The following is a 21,061-nucleotide window of genomic DNA, read 5'->3' on the forward strand; positions in this document are numbered from 1 at the left end:
TCAATTTGGCTGTATCTGCACGCGGATGGGGGCTGGCACATTGGTCTGCGGCACAACTGGCGCAATCTGCCTGATTTCAACCGAATTCGTGACAGGCGTTGGGGCTTGAATAACCTGGGATGCGCCCGTGGCTCCGGGCTCTGGGACGCGAATTTGTACGTTCACCGTTTCTGCGCCGGTCAATTCAACATTTTGGACAGTGCGGATTTGAACGGGCTCCTCCACGGACTGACGCAACTGCACGGTGGGTTCGCTGTCGCTTGCGACTTTGGGCTGATCCGTCCTCTCGGCTTGCCGTGTCTCTTGGCCTGTTCCTTTGTCTTTGTCTTTGTCTTTGTCTGCACTGTCTTTGGCATCGGAAGTACTCGAAGAAGCCGTCGCCTCACCCGATGGCTCTGCAGCACCAGAAGAGCTGGCCGAGCCACTCGAACTTGATGATCCTTCTGCGCTTGTACTGCTTGTACTGCTTGTACTGCTTGTACTGCTTGTACTGCTTGTACTGCTTGTACTGCTTGAACTGTCTGTACTGCCAGTACTTGTACTTCCTGTACTTTCTGTACCTCCTGTACTTCCTGTACTTCCAGTAGCAACACCCCCAGAAGGTGCAGCTACAGGCGAAGCAGTGGGCAAGGCCGCTGGAGTGACGCCCAAAGCACCACTCGGCGCGGGGATTGACAAAACAGGTGCTGACACTTGAGGCGCTGGCACCTGTATCGGGGGAACAACAGGCGGTGCGACAGGTGCGGCAGGCGTAGTTGGCACGACTGGCGCGACTGGCACAACTGGTGCGACTGGCACAACTGGTGCGACTGGCGCGACTGGCGCGACTGGCGCGACTGGCGCGACTGGCGCGACTGGCGCGACTGGCGCGACTGGCGCGACTGGCGCGACTGGCGCGACTGGCACGACTGGCGCGACTGGCGCGACTGGCGCGACGGGCACGACTGGCACGACTGGCACGACGGGCACCTTAGGCACCGTAGGAACGATTGGCACTTCAGGCTCTTCGGGTATGGGGATGATATTTGCTGCCACGTCGACTATCACAGGCGGTGTAAAGACATAGTCGCTGCGTTCGCTTCGCGATGTCGAACTCAACAATCTAAAGTCAGCCAATCCCTCGGACTTGATTTTTGTTGAACCGACTTGGCTGGACACATAGGCCAGTGAAACAGGCGAGAAATCCAATACCAACTGATCCCCCGCTACTGCACCGGTGATCTGTCCAACCAAACTGACTTTAGTCAAGTCCACATCGACTTTGTTGTCAAAAGTTTTGTCAAACTCCCCTGCGATGGTCGCTTGGCCATTGACAGGTCGGGCAAGCACCACCACAGGTGCATTGGCGATGCTCAAAGTCGGCAGCCGATAATTGGACTGAAGACCCGAGGCACCATCTCCGAGGGTAATGGCCGTGATGAATTTATTTGCAGTGTTGACGTGTGCATCCGAAGACACCGCGCCGGTGTAGCTCAAGACCTCGCCGTTGACACCGGTCTGCAAGTTCACCGCATTGCTCAGATCCGTTGTGCCGTCGTAGGTTTTAGATGCCGAGAGACTGAGCGTTTTAGGTTGGATAAGGCCGTCAAGGATGGTGATGGGTGCCAATGCGTAATTGCGTGCATCTGTACCACTCAGGGCGCCACCCAAAACAGTGACTTTGTTTGCGTCTCTAACATCTTTGCTGTTGTATGAGGCTGAGCCGAAAGAAGCACTCACCACATCGCCGGCAAAAACGGAGCCCAAATTAGGGGTGACCACCACATTTGCCGCAGTTGAACCATCATAAGTTTTCCCGATGACCTCGAACACATTGTTCAGCAGGAATGGGGTGATGGTGCCTTGACCTACAAAGGTCAGACCTTGCGTGGGCAAATAACCATAGACCCTCGCGCCAACGGCATCGGTGGTCTCAAAGATGGCATTGGTCAGTGTGACTGTGTGTACACCGACATCGACGCCGCCAAAAGTCGCCCCATAACCAGCCGTGTTGGTCATCGGTTTGAGATCGGTTAACTTGTCGCCGTCCAAAAGCGTTCCGCTGGAAGTGAAACGCATATCAGCAGGATTTGCCGCATTGGTTTTGTTGTACGCGCGACTCACGCCTTGCAAAGATACTGTCACCTCAGGCGAGACTTGGTACAAAAACCCATTCCCTGAATTTTGAAGTGGCTCGGCCTGAGGCCCTGCCCTGTATTGTTTGAACTGATAAGCCAAACCGCCCTTCAAGTCCAAAGCTGGTGACTGGGTATGAACCAACCACCGGGCCTGAGGCGAAGTCAGCGCGAAGACGGATGCACCTGCATTGTTGGTGAAGCTTGCAGCCTCCACGTGGATAGCACCCACGTTGTTGGAAGGCGAGTTGCCAGCAACTTGGACAAGGGCGTTCGGCATCAGCGTCACATCACCTGCAGTCGCTTTGAGGCTCACAGTCGAATCGTTGCCAGACAAATTAATTCTGGAATTGATCACGACATCACCCAAGCCGCTTTCCACGGAAAGCCGACCCAATCCGGTGATGGTCGAGTTCGCTAGGTTCACATCATTGCTTTTGTGAACCAACACATTGGCACCCTGACCTATTGACAAAGAACCTGTAGCCAGGCTGCCAGTTGAGCCGCCATCGCCCAGTTTCAAAGTCCCAACTGCAATGGTGGTATCGCCCGTGTAAGTGTTATCACCCGTCAACGTCAATGTGCTGTTGGATGAGTCTTTGACCAAGCCACCGGCTCCACTGATCACGCCGCTCAGCGTTTGCGCTTGGTTGCCTTTCAGCACCAACGAAGCACCCCCTGCCAACTGAATGGCGCCGGCATATTGCCCACCACCCAATTGAACTGCACCATCCAGCACAAGCTGTCCGCCATTCACTTGCGTGACACCCTCGTAGGTGTTTTGACCGGTCAGCGTCAAGCTGCCTGCGCCAAGCTTGTTCAAGCTGCTAGTGTTGCCGACCAAGGCCGTGGCAAACGTCACAGCTTGACCAGCCGTATCCACCCGGTATGCGTTGTCCGTCAAACTCAGACGTGAGGAGTAATCTTGTTGGTTGGTGGTGCTGTAGCGCAGCGTGCCGCCGCTGAACGCCAAATCACCCGTATTGGACAAGGCCCCAGCACTTGCTGCCTCCAGCACACCCCCAGCGAACACAGTGCCACCACTGTAGGTGTTCGTCCCACTTAGGCTCAATACCCCAGAGCCCAATTGCTTGACTTGCCCTGCACCACTGACAGTGCCTGCGAGGATTTGAGCCGCACTCGAGTCGAATTCAAATCGCGTACCCTGCGACAGTTGAATGGCACCGGTGTAGTTGCCTTGACCCAAAGTTGCGGCACCGGTCAGCACAAGGGCTCCTGCCTCGATGCGAGTATCTCCGGTATAGGCATTGGTGCCTGCCAACTCCAATACGCCATCGCCTGTTTTAGTCAAACCCATTACCAAACCACTCAGAGCACCGTTCAAGATGCTTGGCGTGTTCGCATCGCTAACCGCAATTCGCAATTGGTCTCTAACGGCCAAGCTTTGGGTATTGACCGACGAGGCATCGATCACCAGCGATGCCAAGGACTTGGCAGCCCCAACATTCCCGTCGAATGTGACAGTGCCAGTGGCATTCACAGTCAGGGATGCACCTGCAACCGTCGATGCATCCACTGCGCCCATGAAACGGACATTGGTGAGGTCGGTCAAAGTGCTGTCACTGGCCAGCGTCACTGCGCCGCCATAGGTTTGCCCGGCAAGGGTGGACACATCGGCGGCCAGGCGTGTGGCGCCTGTGACGTTCAAACTGCTCAAGGCGGTCAGTTGTCCAGCCAGATTGGCATCACCGGTCACGCCCAAGCTGAAGTTGCCACCTTGCACCACCGTTCCGGTGGTGGTCGCTACTGATTGGCCAATCAAGGTCGTATCTTTGACCAAGTTGACCGTGCCGCCGTAGCTTTGCACGCCCGTGGTTTGAACAGAACCCGCATTCAATTGAATATCCGGTGAAGAGAGACTCAAACTGCTCAAGGGAGCGCTGGTTCCTACAGCCGAATTCAAAATGGCTTGGCTGCCCACACCACTCAAAAGAATGCCCAGTGCACGGGCTGTGGGGCCAGCAGCGCTGTCAACCATACCGTCAATACGGATGATGGCAGCAGCTCCCGTGGCCACCAATTGGGCATCACCGGCGAGCAACAAAGACCCGCCAAAGATTTGCGAACCGCTGGAAGAAACACCGCCGCCCAAAGTGGCGTTGTGATCCACCTGCAAGGAGTTCAAACCAGAGAGGTCACCTGCCGTTACAAGCCCGCCTGCACCGTTAACGATTAATCCTTTGCCAGCTCCTTGGAGTGTGGCGCCAATGACCACCTTGTTGGCGCTCAGTGTCGTGTCCGTGGTAAGGGTGACAGCGCCGGTGTAGGTTTGATCGCCGGTGGTGCTCACATTCGCACCCAATTGCGCAGAGCCATTCACCGTGACCGTGCTTAAACCCGACACCAAAGCATCAAATTGGGCATTGCCATTGACTTGCAGTGCGCTGCCATTGCCAGTGACCGTGCCCTTTGTGAGCACCGACGAACCGCTGAGATTTGCACTGCTGGTCAGGGCCACAGCGCCGTCATACACCTGGGCACCACTGGTCGTGATCTGGCCATTGGGCAAATTGATCTGACCGGCTTTCACGTTCAAATCTTTCAGCGCACGCGAGCTACCCACATCAAAGGACAAAGTCAGCGCACCAGCACCGGTGTCCAAGCTCAAGCCTTGAGCACCTGCCGCATTCGCGTCGATGGTGCCACCGATACTGATGCTACTGGCGCTCAAGCGCGTATCGGCAAATAGGGAAAGATTTCCCCCATATTGCTGCAGGGCCGTTGTCGAAATTCGCGCGCCCAACTCGGCATTGCCAGAAACACTGAGGTTGGCGACGCCACTGATTTGCCCACCCATGCTGGCGTTGCCAACAATGGACAAGTTTTGTCCTGCCCCCGTGATGTCACTGCCACTGCCAATTCTCACAGTAGAAGCGGTCAAAGATGTATCACTGCGCAATGTGATAGCACCTGTGTAATTTTGTTCGCCGCTGGTCTGGATGGCCGCTGAGTTCAAAGTGATATCGGCTGCGCTGACCGACAAAGAACTCAAACCGGGTGCATTGCCAATACTGCCGGTGATGATGGCTTTGCCAGAACCCCCTGTGGCATTCACAGTCAGCGCCTTGGCTGTGGTGACACTGTTGAGATCTCCGGTGAGCGTGATCACGCTTGCACTGCCCGTGGTGGTCAAGCTGGCGTCGCTGAGCAAACTCAAAGTACCCGTATAGATTTGATCTCCGGTCGTGCCAATGTTGCCACCCAAACGGGTGTTGCCCGCGATTGACAATTGCTTCACGTCAGTCACGTTGGCATCGAATTGGGCATCTGAGCCCACGTTCAAATCGTATCCACCTCCCGTGATCGCCCCACCCGCAAGGAAACTGCTCCCTGTCAGCGTGACGTCCGCACCCAGAGTGACCGCGCCCGTGTAGGTCTGCGCACCTGTGCTGGTGATGGCGTTGGTGTTGATCGCTGTGGTGCCGCTGACCGACAAAGTCGTCAAACCGGTCACCGTGTCTGCTACGTCATCACCCAACACAGCGTTGCCCGTGATCGTCAGTGCGTTGCCAGGGCCCGCCACTGTGCTCAGGCTGGTGATGGTGCTGCCGGCCAAGGTGGTTGCAGCGCCCAGGGTCAGCGCATCGCCATAGTTTTGCGTGCCGCTGCTGCGCACGCTGCCACCGTTGATTGCGGTTGTACCGGCGGCGTCGGTGGTCAGGCTGGCCAGTCGGTCGCCTTCAGTGCCGGCTGCGCCGGTGCCACCGATCGCACCGGACAAAGTGGTGGCTCCGCTGTCGTTGATCGTCAAACTGCGGTTGATTCCGTTGGATTTGATCGCGTCCGCCAGAGTGATGCCTGCACCAGACAGCGTGGTATCAGCGCCCAGGGTCACCGGACCGGCATAGGACTGGCTCAAGGTGGTGGTGACGGTGCTGCCGTTCAAGTCAATGTCACTGGCAGTCACCGCCAAGCTGCTCAAGGAGGCCACGCTCCCGACTGCGCCGCCCAGAATCACATTGGCAGCAGCACCGCCGGCCGTGACGCTCAAGGCGCGCGGGGTCAAAACGGCGTCGCTATTGACGCTGGATGCCAGGGTAATGACTGCGGCTGCGTTGCTGGCTGCCAGCGTGGTGTCAGTCCCTAAAGTCACCGCACCGGTGTAAGTCTGTGAACCGGTGCTGCTCACATCGCTGGCATTGATAACGGTGCTGCCGCTGACTTGCAAGCTGCTCAAGCCCGTCAACGTGTCCACTGACGCATCGCCAAATACCGCATTGCCTGCGATGCTCAATGTCTTGGCATTGCCGGCGACAGTGCCCAAAGTCGTCACGGTTGTGCCCGTCAGCGTGGTGTCGGCTCCCAAGGTCACCGGCCCGGTATAAGTCTGACCCGCAGTGCTGGTCACCGCGCCGCCGTTCAGGTCAATAGCACTGGCCGTCACCGCCAGGCTGCTCAAGGCAGCAGTAGCGCCCAGCGGGCCACCCAGCACCACATTGCCGCCCGAACCGCTGGCCGTGAGGGTGAGCGCACGCGGCGTGCTTGCCGAATCGCTGTTGATCGTCGATGCCGTGGTGATCACCGCACCGGTGTCGGTCGCCGTCAAGGTGGTGTTGGCGCCTAGCGTCAACGCGTCGTTGAAAGTTTGGGAACCGACGGTAGAGATGATCCCGCCGTTGATCGCAGTCGTGCCGGCCGCATCGGTGGTGATGCTGCTGAGCTTTTCTGTATCGGTGCTGCCACCGATCGCATCGCCCAAGATGGTTGCGCCGCTGTCGTTGACGACTAAGCTGCGGTTGCCACCGCTCGATTTGACGGTGCTCCCTAGGGTGATGCCCACACCAGTGAGCGTGGTGTCATTGCCCAAGGTCACCGCATCGTTGAAGGCCTGCGTACCCGTGGTGGTGATGCTGCCGCCATTGATGGCGGTCGTGCCCGCCGCGTCGGTGGTGATGCTGCTGAGTTTGTCACCTGCCGTCGCGCTGCCGACTGCGCCACCCAAGGTGGTGGTGCCGCTGTCGTTGATGATCAAGCTGCGGTTGGCTCCGCTGGACTTGACGGTGCTGGCCAAGGTGACGCCCACGCCGATGAGCGTGGTGTCTGCGCCCAGGGTCACCGCATCATTGAAGCTCTGCGCGCCCGTGGTGGTAATGCTGCCGCCGTTGATCGCGGTTGAGCCCGCTGCATCGGTGGTGATGCTGCTGAGCTTTTCTGTATCGGTGCTACCGCCGATCGCACCGGCCAGCGTGGTGGTGCCGCTGTCGTTGATCGTCAGGCTGCGGTTCGTGCCGACTGATTTGACAGTGTCACCCAGAGTGATCGCCACGCCGCTGAGCGTGGTGTCTGAGCCCAGGGTCACCGCGCCGGTGTAGGTCTGCGCACCCGTGCTGGTGATGGTGTTGGTGTTGATCGCTGTGGTGCCGCTGACCGACAGAGTCGTCAAACCGGTGACCGTGTCTGTTACGCCGTCGCCCAGCACCGCGTTGCCCGTGATCGTCAGCGTTTTGGCATTGCCCACCAGCACCTCTTGTGTGGTCACCGTGCTGGCCGTCAAAGCCGTGTTCACTCCCAAGGTCACCGCATCACCGAAGGTCTGCGCACCCGTGGTGCGCACGCTGCCGGCGTTCAGCAGCGTGTTGCCACCTGCGTCAGTCGTCAAACTGCTGAGCTTTTCTGTCTCGGTGCTGCCACCGATCGCTCCGGTCAGCGTGGTGGTGCCGCTGTCGTTGACGACTAAGCTGCGGTTGGTGTCGTCGGACTGGACGGTACTGCCCAGGGTGATTGCGACACCGCTCAAGGTGGTGTTGGCACCCAAGGTCACCGCATCACCAAAGGTCTGCGCGCCAGAGGTGCGCACGGCTCCTGCGTTCAGCAGCGTGTTGCCACCTGCGTCAGTTGTCAAACTGCTGAGCTTTTCTGTATCGGTGCTGCCGCCGATCGCACCGGCCAGCGAGGTGGTGCCGCTGTCGTTGATCGTCAGGCTGCGGTTCGTGCCGTCGGACTTGACGGTGTCACCCAATGTGATCGCGACACCGCTGAGCGTGGTGTTTTCGCCCAAGGTCACCGCACCCGTGTAGGTCTGCGCACCCGTGCTGGTGATGGTGTTGGTGTTGATCGCGGTGGTGCCGCTGACCGACAGGGTCGTCAAACCGGTCACCGTGTCTGCTACGCCGTCGCCCAACACCGCGTTGCCCATGATCGTCAGTGCGTTGCCAGTACCCGCCACTGTGCTCAGGCTGGTGATGGTGCTGCCGGCCAAGGTGGTTGCAGCACCCAGGGTCAGCGCATCGCCATAGGTTTGCGTGCCGCTGCTGCGCACGCTGCCGCCGTTGATTGCGGTTGTACCGGCGGCGTCGGTGGTCAGGCTGGCCAGTCGGTCGCCTTCGGTGCCGGCTACGCCGGTGCCACCGATCGCACCACCCAAAGTGGTGGCTCCGCTGTCGTTGAGGGTCAGGCTGCGGTTCGTGCCGACTGATTTGACAGTGTCACCCAGAGTGATCGCCACACCGCTGAGCGTGGTGTCTGAGCCCAAGGTCACCGCGCCGGTGTAGGTCTGCGCTCCCGTGCTGGTGATGGTGTTGGTGTTAATCGTGGTGGTGCCGCTGACCGACAGGGTCGTCAAACCGGTCACCGTGTCTGTTGCACCGTCGCCCAACACCGCGTTGCCGGTGATCGTCAAGGCCTTGGCATTGCCCACCAGCACCTCTTGTGTGGTCACCGTGCTGGCCGTCAAAGCCGTGTTCACACCCAAGGTCACCGCATCACCGAAGGTCTGCGCACCCGTGGTGCGCACGCTGCCGGCGTTAAGCAACGTGTTGCCGCCTGCATTGGTCGTCAGGCTGCTGAGTTCTTCGCCAACGGCGCTGCCGCCGATCGCACCAGCCAAAGTGGTGGTACCGCTGTCGTTGATCGCCAGGCTGCGGTTGGTGCCATCGGACTTGACGGTGCTGCCCAAGGTGATCGCCACACCGCTCAAGGTGGTGTTGGCACCCAAGGTCACTGCATCGCCGAAGGTCTGCGCGCCGGTCGTGCTCACACTGCCTGCGTTCAGCAGCGTGTTGCCAACTGCGTCAGTCGTCAAACTGCTGAGCTTTTCTGTATCGGTGCTGCCGCCGATCGCTCCGGCCAGCGTGGTGGTGCCGCTGTCGTTGATCGTCAAGCTGCGGTTCGTGCTGTCTGATTTGACGGTGTCACCCAGAGTGATCGCCACGCCGCTGAGCGTGGTGTCTGAGCCCAGGGTCACCGCGCCGGTGTAGGTCTGCGCTCCCGTGCTGGTGATGGTGTTGGTGTTAATCGTGGTGGTGCCGCTGACCGACAGGGTCGTCAAACCGGTCACCGTGTCTGCTGCGCCGTCGCCCAACACGGCGTTGCCCGTGATGGTCAGCGTTTTGGCATTGCCCACCAGCACCTCTTGTGTGGTCACCGTGCTGGCCGTCAAAGCCGTGTTCACTCCCAAGGTCACCGCATCACCCAAGGTCTGCGCACCCGTGGTGCGCACGCTGCCGGCGTTAAGCAACGTGTTGCCGCCTGCATTGGTCGTCAGGCTGCTGAGTTCTTCGCCAACGGCGCTGCCGCCGATCGCACCAGCCAAAGTGGTGGTGCCGCTGTCGTTGATCGCCAGGCTGCGGTTGGTGCCGTCGGACTTGACGGTGCTGCTCAGGGTGATCGCCACACCGCTCAAGGTGGTGTTGGCACCCAAGGTCACCGCATCACCAAAGGTCTGCGCGCCAGAGGTGCGCACGGCTCCTGCGTTCAGCAGCGTGTTGCCACCTGCGTCAGTTGTCAAACTGCTGAGCTTTTCTGTATCGGTGCTACCGCCGATCGCACCGGCCAGCGTGGTGGTGCCGCTGTCGTTGATCGTCAGGCTGCGGTTCGTGCCGACTGATTTGACAGTGTCACCCAGAGTGATCGCCACGCCGCTGAGCGTGGTGTCTGAGCCCAGGGTCACCGCGCCGGTGTAGGTCTGCGCACCCGTGCTGGTGATGGTGTTGGTGTTGATCGCTGTGGTGCCGCTGACCGACAGAGTCGTCAAACCGGTGACCGTGTCTGTTACGCCGTCGCCCAGCACCGCGTTGCCCGTGATCGTCAGCGTTTTGGCATTGCCCACCAGCACCTCTTGCGTGGTCACCGTGCTGGCCGTCAAAGCCGTGTTCACTCCCAAGGTCACCGCATCACCGAAGGTCTGCGCGCCGGTGGTGCGCACGCTGCCGGCATTCAGCAACGTGTTGCCGCCTGCATTGGTCGTCAGGCTGCTGAGCTTTTCGCCATCGGTGCTGCCGCCGATCGCACCGGCGAGCCTAGTGGTGCCGCTGTCGTTGATCGCCAGGCTACGGTTGGTGCCGTCGGACTTGACGGTGCTGCCCAAGGTGATCGCCACACCGCTGAGCGTGGTGTTGGCGCCCAAGGTCACGGGGCCGGTAAAAGTTTGAGCCGCGTTGGTGGTGACTGTTCCGCCGTTGACATCGATGTCACTGGCCGTGATCGCCAAGCTCGTCAGTGGCGCGCTTGCACCCACCGAGCCGCCCAGCACCACATTGCTCGTTGCGCCACTCGCATTGATCACCAGCGCGCGCGGCGTCAAAGTGGCGTCGCTGTCGACCGTGCCTGCCACGCTGACCACCGCATTGGCGCCCGTGGCCGTCATGCTGGCGTTGGTTTTGAGTACCACCGTGCCGCCATAAGTCTGGTTGCCGCTGGAGGCCACATCACCGGCCAGCACCGTATTGCGCGCCACCGCCAGGCTGGACAAGCCTGTGCTGTTGCCGCCGGTCGTCAAGTTCCCGCTGCCGTCGGTGGCGTTGGCCGCCACCGTCAGGCTGTAACCTCCGCCGGCCAAGGTGGACGAGGTGGTCACCGTGGTGGCAGTCAATGTGGCGTCGGCCGCCAGGGTCAAGGCCGCGTTGTAGTTTTGGGTTTTGCTACTGGTGACGTTGCCGTTTGACAAAGTGACCTGGGTGCTGTTCACGGTGATCAAACCCGCATTGTCCAGGCCATTGTCGGAGTAGGACAGGGAAGTATCGACATTGAAAGTACCTGCCCGCGCGGTCAATTCAAGAGACGACATGGTCGGCAAGGTGCTGGAGAAAGTCGCACGCTTGGCTGCGCCGATGGTGTTGTCCATGTCGGTGTTGAGCGCTGACACACTGGCCGCGCCTGTATTCAACCGGGTGATGCCTTGGGTCACCGAGCCAACTAAGTTGATGTTGGCGTCCGGCGTCAGCAAGTCGGTGTAAACCATGCCGCCCACCTGGCTGGCACCTTGTATTGTCAAGGTGGTTGCGAGTTTGGTGCTGACAAACATGGGCGCTGCCAAGGTCACATTGAATGTAGCTGCCGTGATGTGTGGCTGGTAGCCTCCGTCGTTCAGAGTGACGGTTGGCGCCCAGGTGTAACCGGCGCCTGGATTGGTCAGCGTGATACCGTAAATCGAATTGGTGGTCGCTCCCCCCACAGGGTTGACACGAGACACCGTCGCGGTGGCACCCGACCCGCCGCCCCCCGAAATGGTGACGTTGGGCGTTGCCGAGTAACCACCGCCACCGGTACTGACCGTGATGGCGCTGATGGCTTCAGGGATGGCCGAATCGCGCATCAACGTATTCGAGCCCACCACGCTGTAGTAGTAGCCATTGACACCTGTTGAAGCGGTACCGCCATTGAGCAGCGTGCCATTGAGCAACGTGCCGCTGGTGTATTGCGCCACTTGGCCGCGCTGCGCCACTGTGCCGTCGCTGTTGTAAGCAAATCCCTCGATGGCACGCGGCTGGGTGGGGAAGAACGCCTTCAAGTAAGGGTACATACCCGCACTGGTGCCCCATTCGGTGCTGCCAAAGCCAGTGGGCAAAGCGCCCTTGAAAGCGGCCGTCGACAGCGCCGTGCTGCCGCCACCTGTGGCGTCGGCGGACAGATTGGAGGTGGTGCTGTCCCAATACAGATTGGTGGGCACCACGCGCAATGCGCCGCTGGTACCGCTCACAAAACCGTTGTTGACCCTGCCGAACACAGCACCGCTGTAGTAGGGCGACGGCGTGGTGGCCGCATTGCCCACCACCATGCCGGTGGCATAGCCGTTGCTCAACGTGGCTCTTTGTGCATAACCCACCAAGCCACCCACGTTCTGCGTGCCTGCGACCGCGCCCATGGCATAAAAGTCGCTAATCGAGCCTGTGAAGTCGCCGCCCAAATAACCGGCAAAACCACCCACTCCGGAGCTACTCCCAAGACTGGATGTGCTCACTTGCGTGACTGCACCCGTGGTGTAAGACTGGCTGATGGTGCCGGCATTGTTCATGTAGCCCACAAAGCCGCCCACACTGCCAAAGCCCGACACCGAGCCGGCCGCACGGGACAAGGTGATGCTGCCGTTGTCCATTTTGCCCACAAAGCCACCCACACCGGAGGAGTTTGTTGCGCTGGTCTCGACCACCGTGGTGTTGGTGTATGAGCTGTTGATGCCCCCCCCGCTCATGTAACCCGCAAATCCACCCACTCGGTTCACACCTTGCACACTGCCCTCAGCGCCATTGAGTGACAAGGTGCCGCTGTTAATCTGCCCCACGAAGCCGCCCACCGTGTCTTGCGTGCCCACCACACTGGCTTGAGAAAATGAGTTGGTGATGGAGCCGCCATTACTCCAACCAGCAAAGCCGCCCACCAAAGCACGGCCCTTCACGCCCACACCGGTGACCGAGTTGACTGTGGTGATCACCGCCGTGGAATTGTTAATGATCGCGTCGTTGCGGCCCACAAAGCCACCCACATAGTTGCCCCAGGTCGAGCTGTAGACGCTGCCCGTGGTGGATGCCGATGCAATGGTTCCGCCCGCATTCAAGCCCACAAAGCCGCCCACGTATTCACCCAAGGAGGTCACGGTGCTGGTGGTGTAACTGCTTGAGATATTGCTGTTGTTGTAGCCCACAAAACCGCCAACAAAGGCCCCGCCTGAAGCAGTGACCGCACCTGTGGCGTAGGACGCGGTGATCGTACCGCCGCCAGTTTCGCCAATAAATCCACCCACGCGTTCACTTGTTCCCGTAACCGAGCCTGTCGCGGAAGAACTGGTCAGCGTATTCCCCGAATAGTAGCCAATCAATCCACCCACACGGCTGGTGCCGACCACGTTGCCAGTAGCGTGACTGTTATTGATGGTCCAGTGAGCGGCTGAACCAATAAGACCGCCCGTGCGGTCGCCACCTCGGACATTGCCAGAGGCTCGGCTGTTGAGGGATTGGTATGTGTATCCTGCCAAGCCGCCCACAGTGTCAGCGCTGCCTTCCACGTTGCCTGAGGCACGCGAGTTTTCAACGGAGTTGGCAAACCCCACCAAACCACCCACCCATGAGCTATTGCTGTAAACGTTGCCCGTTGCGTAAGAGTCGTAAACGTTTTGATCAATCGTGCCAATCAGGCCACCGGTCCGGTGTCCCCCTTTGACCATACCGGTGGCGTAGGAACGCCAAATAGGTTGATTGGTGTAACCAATCAAGCCGCCGGTGTAGGTACCCGCATAGCCGCCGTTCAAGCCGGTGACCTCGCCTGTCGCAAAGTTGTCATAAATCCAGCCCCCCTGAACGCGACCTGCCAAACCGCCTACGCTTTCACTGTTGCTTCTGACATTGGCACTCGATGACGAATAGGTGATCGTTCCCACATAGCCTGCCACCCCACCTACATAACTGGAATTTGATTGAACCTCACCAGTGGTGGTCACGCGGAGCACTCGACCCGCTTGGCCGATGCCACCACCGGTCTGGTGCGAACCCATCACCAAGGTGCCGGTGTAACGCGAATCACTCGTGCCTTGCTCCACCAGACCCGCAAGACCACCGGTGTAGTAGCCCGCGAATTCGGGTGCACCGTTGACGGTCCAGCCGGTGACCGTGCCGCTCATCTGTGCGTTTTGCAAGTCCCTGTGCTGCAAATAACCCACCACGCCGCCGACGCGCTCGCCTTTGCCTTCCACATTGCTGGTCACAAAGGTGTCATAAGTGGGCGTGCTGTTCACCACGGCCGAGCCCACCATGCCTTGCGAATGGCCGACCAGACCACCCACCCATTGGTAACCCTTGACCAGCCCAACCGTGTGGCTGCTGTTTTGGATGGTGGATTCGGATTGCTCCAAATAGCCCACCACGCCGCCCGTGCGTTGGGGTGATGTCACTTCTGTCGTGGCCACACTGGTGACCGCACCAGAAGAGGTGGTGTTGCTCACCGCCGCGTAATCAAGCCGACCCGCCACACCACCAACTGAACTCACACCGGTCACGGTGGCTGAGGATTGAACGCCCGACAGGCTCAACAACGTACCGCTGCTGCCCCAGCCGTAACCCAATACCCCACCCACCTGGCTTTGGCCCACGAAGCTGGCATTGTTTTCGCCACGAACGTCTTGGTTAAAGGCTTCAAAATACTTGAGATCGGTGCCCGTCACGCTACCCGAGGTGCTCACGGTGGACAAACCACGCTGCCAACTCGAGCCCACCGCCAAGCCCAAATTGCTGGTGCCCACCACCGAGCCGCTGACGGTCAATCCTGTGGTGTTGGCATTGGTGGCGCTGCGGGTGTAGCCCAAAAAGCCCAGGTTGGCATTGAGTTGGTTAAGTGCCAAATTGGTGACCGTGACACCGTTGGTGTTTAAGGTGCCCGACACATAGGGAATGTGAAATCCCGCAGAACCCGTCAAGTCGATGTCGCCCACCAACTTGAACTTCAGCCCCGTTTGGTCTGAAAAGCCCAGGTAGTTTCGCAAGTCAGAGATGCTGTCCAGGGTGTAAAAACCCGTGCCATTGCCCACGTCATCTGCGCCGAAATAGTGTGCGGCGTTCTTGGTGGCAGAAACCGCTAAACCATTCAATCCACCCGAGTTGAACCAAACACCGTATTGGTCGGTATCCAAACCACCGATCGTTAGAAGACCGGTGGCTTCGGTCAGGGGCACACGCACAGTCGGACTGGCGCTGGTGAAGCTCGAGACCGTCACGGCGCCCATGTTGAAGTGAGCATTGGTGACCGAGGCGCCTGGGGTTAAAAAGCCCAGCAACCCACCCACGTTCATGTCGCCGCTGACGTTGCCACTGGAATAAGCGTTTTCAATGACACCGCTGCTGGCCAAGCGACCGACCAGACCACCCACATCGTAGCGGCCATTCACCGAGCCCAATGCATAGGAATGCAAACTGCCGCGCGCCGTCGGTTGGGCTGTGGTGCTGCTGGCAATGGTGCCGTCCAAGTGGCCCACCAAGCCACCCACCCAGTCTTTGCTCCCGGTCACGGCATAGTTGGAATACGATCCCAGGACTTTGGCATTGACATCGTCGACCAAACCGATCAGACCGCCGACATAACCGACACCGGAAACCGTGGGCGTGCCGTTTGCGTTGAAAGCGCTCGAATCCTTCACCGTGTAACCACCGTTGAACCAACCGATCAGCCCCCCCGCGTCATTGGCGGTGGCGGTGACATTGCCGCTGGCCCGGGTATTGGACACATCACGGTCGGCACGTCCTATCAAACCGCCCACGTTGCTCGTACCGATGACATTTCCAGTGGCATAAGCATTGCTGACTGAACTCGTGTCGGCATAACCAATCAGACCGCCGACGCGGTCACTCCCACCAGTGCTGCTGCCGTTGACATTCCCGATGGCAAAAGCGGCTGAGACCGATCCGGCCGAAGCCCGACCAATCAGTCCTCCCAAATCATTGCTGGGGGCTGTCAGATTGCCGGTAGCGGACACGTTGCTGATGGCGCCAAAGGCATGACCGATCAAGCCACCGGCATAGCTGCCGCCGCCTTGTACATTGGCAATCGCAGAGGCGTTGTTCAGGCTGCTGACGCTCAAATAGCCGAACAAGCCGCCGGCGTAATCGCTGCTGGTTTGCGTGACTGTGGTTGCTGTTGAGTGAACATTGGTCAGGTCAGACGCGTCTGTTTTACCCGCCACACCGCCCACATAGCCTGCGCCCCCAGTGACGTTGGCGGTCGACGACCAATTGGCCGCACCGGGCCCTGCATTGGCGTAGCCAAAGACACCCCCAATGTATTGGTTGCCACCGGTCACTCTGGCGGCCGTGGACGACACGTCAATCATGGTGCCGGGCGATACATAGCCCACGCCGCGCGAGGAGCTGAAGTCAAACCAGCCTGTGCCGTAGGCGTAGCCTGCCACACCGCCAACATAACTGTTGTAGCCGCCGCCGCCGCCAATCACATCCAAAGTGCTGGTCACCGTTTTGAGCGCCGCATTGGAGAAATACCCGCTGACACCGCCCACATAGCTCTCTGAGCCCAACACCCTGGCGTCAGACACAACCACCCCGGAAGCCCGTGTCGACGTTACATTGCCCACAGGACCGGATCGGAAACTGCCGGTAACGCCACCGACATAATTGATGGCGTTGATGCTGCCACCCAGCACGGCGTGGGTGTTGTAAAGTTGGCCGCCGTCCATGGACCCGATGACCGTGCCCACATAGTCTCTGCCATTGATGGCATTGGTGGAGCCGTTCTGCCCGGCGTATTGAACACTGTTGACGGTGAAGTCAAAAATACGCCCGTTTTTGACCGCGCCAAATACGCCAACGTTGCTGGTGGGCTTGTTCCACGAGAAGTTGTTGACGACAAAACCGTTGCCTTTGAATTCAGTCCCGCCAAAGTATGGGATGTACGGAACCACGGGGTTGGCCGCGCTGGCGAAGTCGAGGTTGCTGCTCAGCTTGAATTTCAGGCCGGTGGGCGAGCCATCGGTTTTGTTGCCCACAAAAGCCAGCAAATTGCCCAGATCGGCCTGACCGATTGAAAAATACCCATTGCCATCTACAGCGCCAAAAGCAGCGGTCGCGGCTGTTGCATCCCAACTGTTCAAGCCATTGCGCAGCCCTCCATTGAACCAGGTGCTGTATTGCCCACTGAACAAACCGCCAATCGTGACCGTGGCAGCGCCATTGATCTTCGAATTGTTGATGTCGTAATGGCTGTTGCTGATGTAGGGCCCAATGCCGAAGTAACCCACCAGCCCGCCATAGTTGTAGTTCGCGGTGATCGCCCCGGCGAAATGAGAGTCGACCACTTTGCCGTACTCACCAAAGCGGCCAATCAGTCCCCCCACAAAACCATCACCTTTAACACCAACACCACCTGCCTTGGTGATGTTGGCGTAGGAATTGGTCACATTGGTGGTCTGATTGGAGTACCCAATCAAGCCGCCCACAAAATTACTCCCTTGAACCGTTCCGGCCAATACATAAACGTTGTTAAAGCTTGTCGGCTCACTGGAGGTTCCGATGATTCCCCCTATGCGCTCACCGCCACCTTGAATGGTGGTGGTGTTGACATACGAATCGCTGAAGTTGACCGTACCATTGCTGTTGCCCACCAAGCCACCGGCATAGTGGCTGCCCGCCGTGACGCTGGTGCCGTTGAAATAGCTGTTGTTAATGTTCAGGGTTCGCGATACTTGGTAGCCAATCAAACCACCCGCATTGTTGCTGTGGCTGAGCACAGTGCCTGAGGCGCGTGAAAGATTGAGCGTCAAGTTGTATTCGTTGCGACCAATCAGTCCGCCCACTTGATCTGCGCCCGTCACATTGCCCGTGGTGTAAACATTCGCCCATGTTGTGCCGTCGTCATGACTGCGACCCACCAACCCGCCCACATAACTCGAACCAATCACGGCACCAGAGGAAAACGAAGCCGTGATCGGCGCCGAGGACGCGCCGATCAGTCCGCCCACTTCATTGTGGTTGCTGGTGACATTGCCCGTCGAACTGGAATTGGACAAGGTTGCGCTGCGAGAATCTACATTACCGATCAATCCACCCACATGGGAATTGTGGAGGATCGTGACGTTGCTGGCGATGTTGTGGATGTTGTTGGCCACCAACTGAGATCGCCCGATCAAGCCCCCCACTTGGTGGTAGCCAGTCACCGTGGTGTTGTTCACCCAAGCGTTGTTGATGGTGCCGCCGTCCACATAGCCGACCAAACCACCCGTCCAATAGTGACCATCTGCTTGAAGGCCCACCGTGCTGTTGGTGACCAACAGGTTCAACAAGGTGGTCGTTCCGCCGGCAGCACCGATCAAAGTCCCCGCCATGTGCCGACCCAAAATGCTCGCGTTGTTCACCTTGAGGTCACGAAGGGTGGCATTGCTGGTCTGAGCAAAGATACCCGTGTACCAATCTGCCTTGGTCAAAGAGAGGTCTGTGATGGAATGACCCAGTCCGGCAAACGTTCCCGAATAGTTACCCGTCATCACGTTGCCATAGCGCGTGGTGGACGCATCTGCATTGGTGATGAAAAAGCTGGCGCCATTGAGGTCGCCGGTCAAGGCCAAGTTGGCTGAGGTGCTGGCGTTTTTGAGCGCTGTCAAGCTGGAGATCAGGGTGTAGGTTTTCTTATTGCTGCTGTTGCTGCCGTCTTGGGTGGTGAAGGTCTCATTGGCGATGGTGACGCCAGTCGCATCCACCGCCGTCGGGTTAACAAAGGTCACACTGCCTGAAAAGCCGCTGGAACTGACACCCAAACTGTAGTTGCCCGTGCCACCCGTTGCAGAGTTTTGACTGGTTTCAATGGCCACGCCACCCGTGCCCGTGATCCTGACAGGTGACAAGATGGACACATTGGTCTGCGCTGACAAGGTCAACACACCCGCGTTGTTGCGGGTCACGATGTTGGCGTTGGCATTGGTGGGAATCGTGACCGTGCCGCCGTAATACGATTGACTGCCCGTCACAGTCAGCCCCGTTGGCAAAGCGTCAACAAGCAAATTTGCCGTGTTGCCTGTGCGGCCAATGGTCAAACCACCCAGCGAAGAGCCCCCCGTGTTGAACAACAAATCACTGCTCAGCGTGACAGCATTTGTGAAACCAGTGGCGCTGCTGTTTTCAATTGCCAAGGTACCCGCACCACTGATCACAGCAGCGGCATCGATGGCTTTAGGGTCGGCCACTCGCAGCACCAAAGTACCGGCTTGGATGGTGGTGGCGCCCACCGTGCTGCTGGCAAATCGCGAAGCATTGGTCAGGGTCAAGGTACCTGCACCCAGTTTGTCTAAAGTGCTGGCAGTGCTGTTCAGGGCCGCGGCAAAACTGATGTCCTTGCCATTGGTGTCAATTTTGTAAGCCTGGTTGTTGGCCGTGCTGAACCGCGCAGAGTAGTCGGTGGTGTTGGCATCGCTGAATTGCAATGTGCCGCCTGCAAAGTTGATGAGGCCTGTGGAGCCAATCGCATTGGCGCTGCCCAGATTCAAGGTGCCACCCGTCAATACCGTGCCGCCGGTGTAGGTGTTGTTGCCGGTCAAGATCAGCAAACCAGCGCCGGTTTTGTTGATCTGAGTGGTGCCTGTGATCAGGGTGTCCAAGGTGGTGATGTCGCCCACGGGGGTGTTGATCACATAGCTCGAACTGGTCAACGTGCCGGTGCCTGTGACTTGACCACCCGTGAGGTTGAGCGAACCCACGGTTTGGTTGAAAGTGCCCAGTGCGAACGTACCGCCACTGATGTTCAAAACACCGGTGTTAAACAGCCTTTCACTACTGCCCAATGTCAAGGTGCCCGCCGTCAAGGTGGTTCCGCCAGAGTAGGTATTGGCTGCGGTCAGGGTCAGCTTGCCTGCGCCAGATTTGGCCAAAGCCAAACTGGCCGTGACGCCATCCGAGATCACCCCGCTAAAGGTCTTGATCAAGCTGCTGCTGGCCATGTTGGCCGTCAGGGTGACTGTGCCACTGGCGGCCCCGGTGGTGATGCTGCCCGCGCCCTCAATACTGCCAACGGTGTCGCTGGCATCCAAGCGATAAACCGCACCATTGGCCACAGTGACCTGTGTCGAATTTGAAAGGCCACCGCTCACCGCCAAGGTGCCTGTGCTGATGGTGGTGTTGCCTGTGTAGGTATTGGCGCCCGCCAAATTGACGGTACTGCTCGACGATTGGGTCAAGCTGCCGGAGCCACTGATCACGCCGGCATAAACACTGTCGCTGGTTTGATTAAAAATCAGTGCTGCGTTGTTGGTGATGTTGCCCACCAGACTGCCATTCAAAGCGCCATTGCCCAATTGCAATGTCCCTGCGCTGACCGTCGTTGCACCACTGAATGTGTTGTTGGCTGTCAGTGTGAGTGTGCCCAAACCTGACTTGGCCAAAGTGCCACCCGAACTGGTGAGCGGGGTCGCCCAAGTGATGTTCTGCCCGTTCGTGTCGATCTTGTAGACCTGGCTGGCGGCTTGGCTGAATCGGGCTGAGTCATCTGTGGTGTTGAAGGCTTTGAGCGTGCCACCGCCAAAAGACAGCGTACCGCTGCTGCCAATGGCCCCCGCCGATCCCAGCACCAGCGTGCCAGCGGTCAGCGTCGTACCGCCCGTGTAGGTGTTGTTGCCCGAAAGGGTGATGGTGCCGCTGCCAGTTTTGGTCAATCCCACCGCGCCAGCCAATACGGCACTGGCTGAACCAGCCCGCATGTCAAAAGCCGTGGTGCTGGTCAAGGTGCCATTGCTGATCGTGCCGCCCGTTTGCTGCACACCGGCCACGGTGTTGCCAAAGCCACCCAAGTCCAAAGTACCCCCGGCAATCGCCAAGGTACTGGCGTTGTTCAACCGATCAGCGGCACCCAAGGCCAGGGTGCCTGAACTCACCGTGGTGGTGCCGGTGAAGGTGTTGGCACCCGACAGCGTCAGGGTGCCGCTGCCTTGTTTGGTCAAACCGCCTGAGCCGCCCATCGCACCGGCAAATGTGGTGTTGGCCGCATCGCCTGTGGTCAGCGTGTGGCTGCCCAAAGACACGCTCGTGCCGGTCACACCGGACAAGGACCCTAAGGTCGTATTGGCGCTGAGCGACAAGTTTGCACCCGCCGTGTCCAAAATAACTTCACCAGTGTCAACAATCGCACTGCCACCCGATAAAGCCAGCGTACCTGCACTGACTGTGGTCGTGCCTGTATAGGTATTGACGGCCGACAGCGTCAACGTGCCTGCGCCTAATTTGCTCAAGCTT

The 21,061-nt window shown here is 59.0% G+C and carries 1 protein-coding gene (cut by a window edge); it reads right to left on the reverse strand.

The features are described from left to right. A protein-coding gene (locus tag B9Z49_RS08755) for an autotransporter-associated beta strand repeat-containing protein (protein WP_108353073.1) crosses the window boundary here: on the reverse strand, positions 1-21,061 show its 3' portion. 5,987 nt of this gene lie beyond the right edge of the window; only the last 21,061 of its 27,048 coding nucleotides appear in the window; its start codon lies beyond the right edge, outside the window — the gene reads right to left on this strand; its stop codon occupies positions 1-3.

The organism is Limnohabitans sp. 2KL-51, assembly GCF_003063645.1.
Lineage (GTDB): Bacteria > Pseudomonadota > Gammaproteobacteria > Burkholderiales > Burkholderiaceae_C > Limnohabitans_A.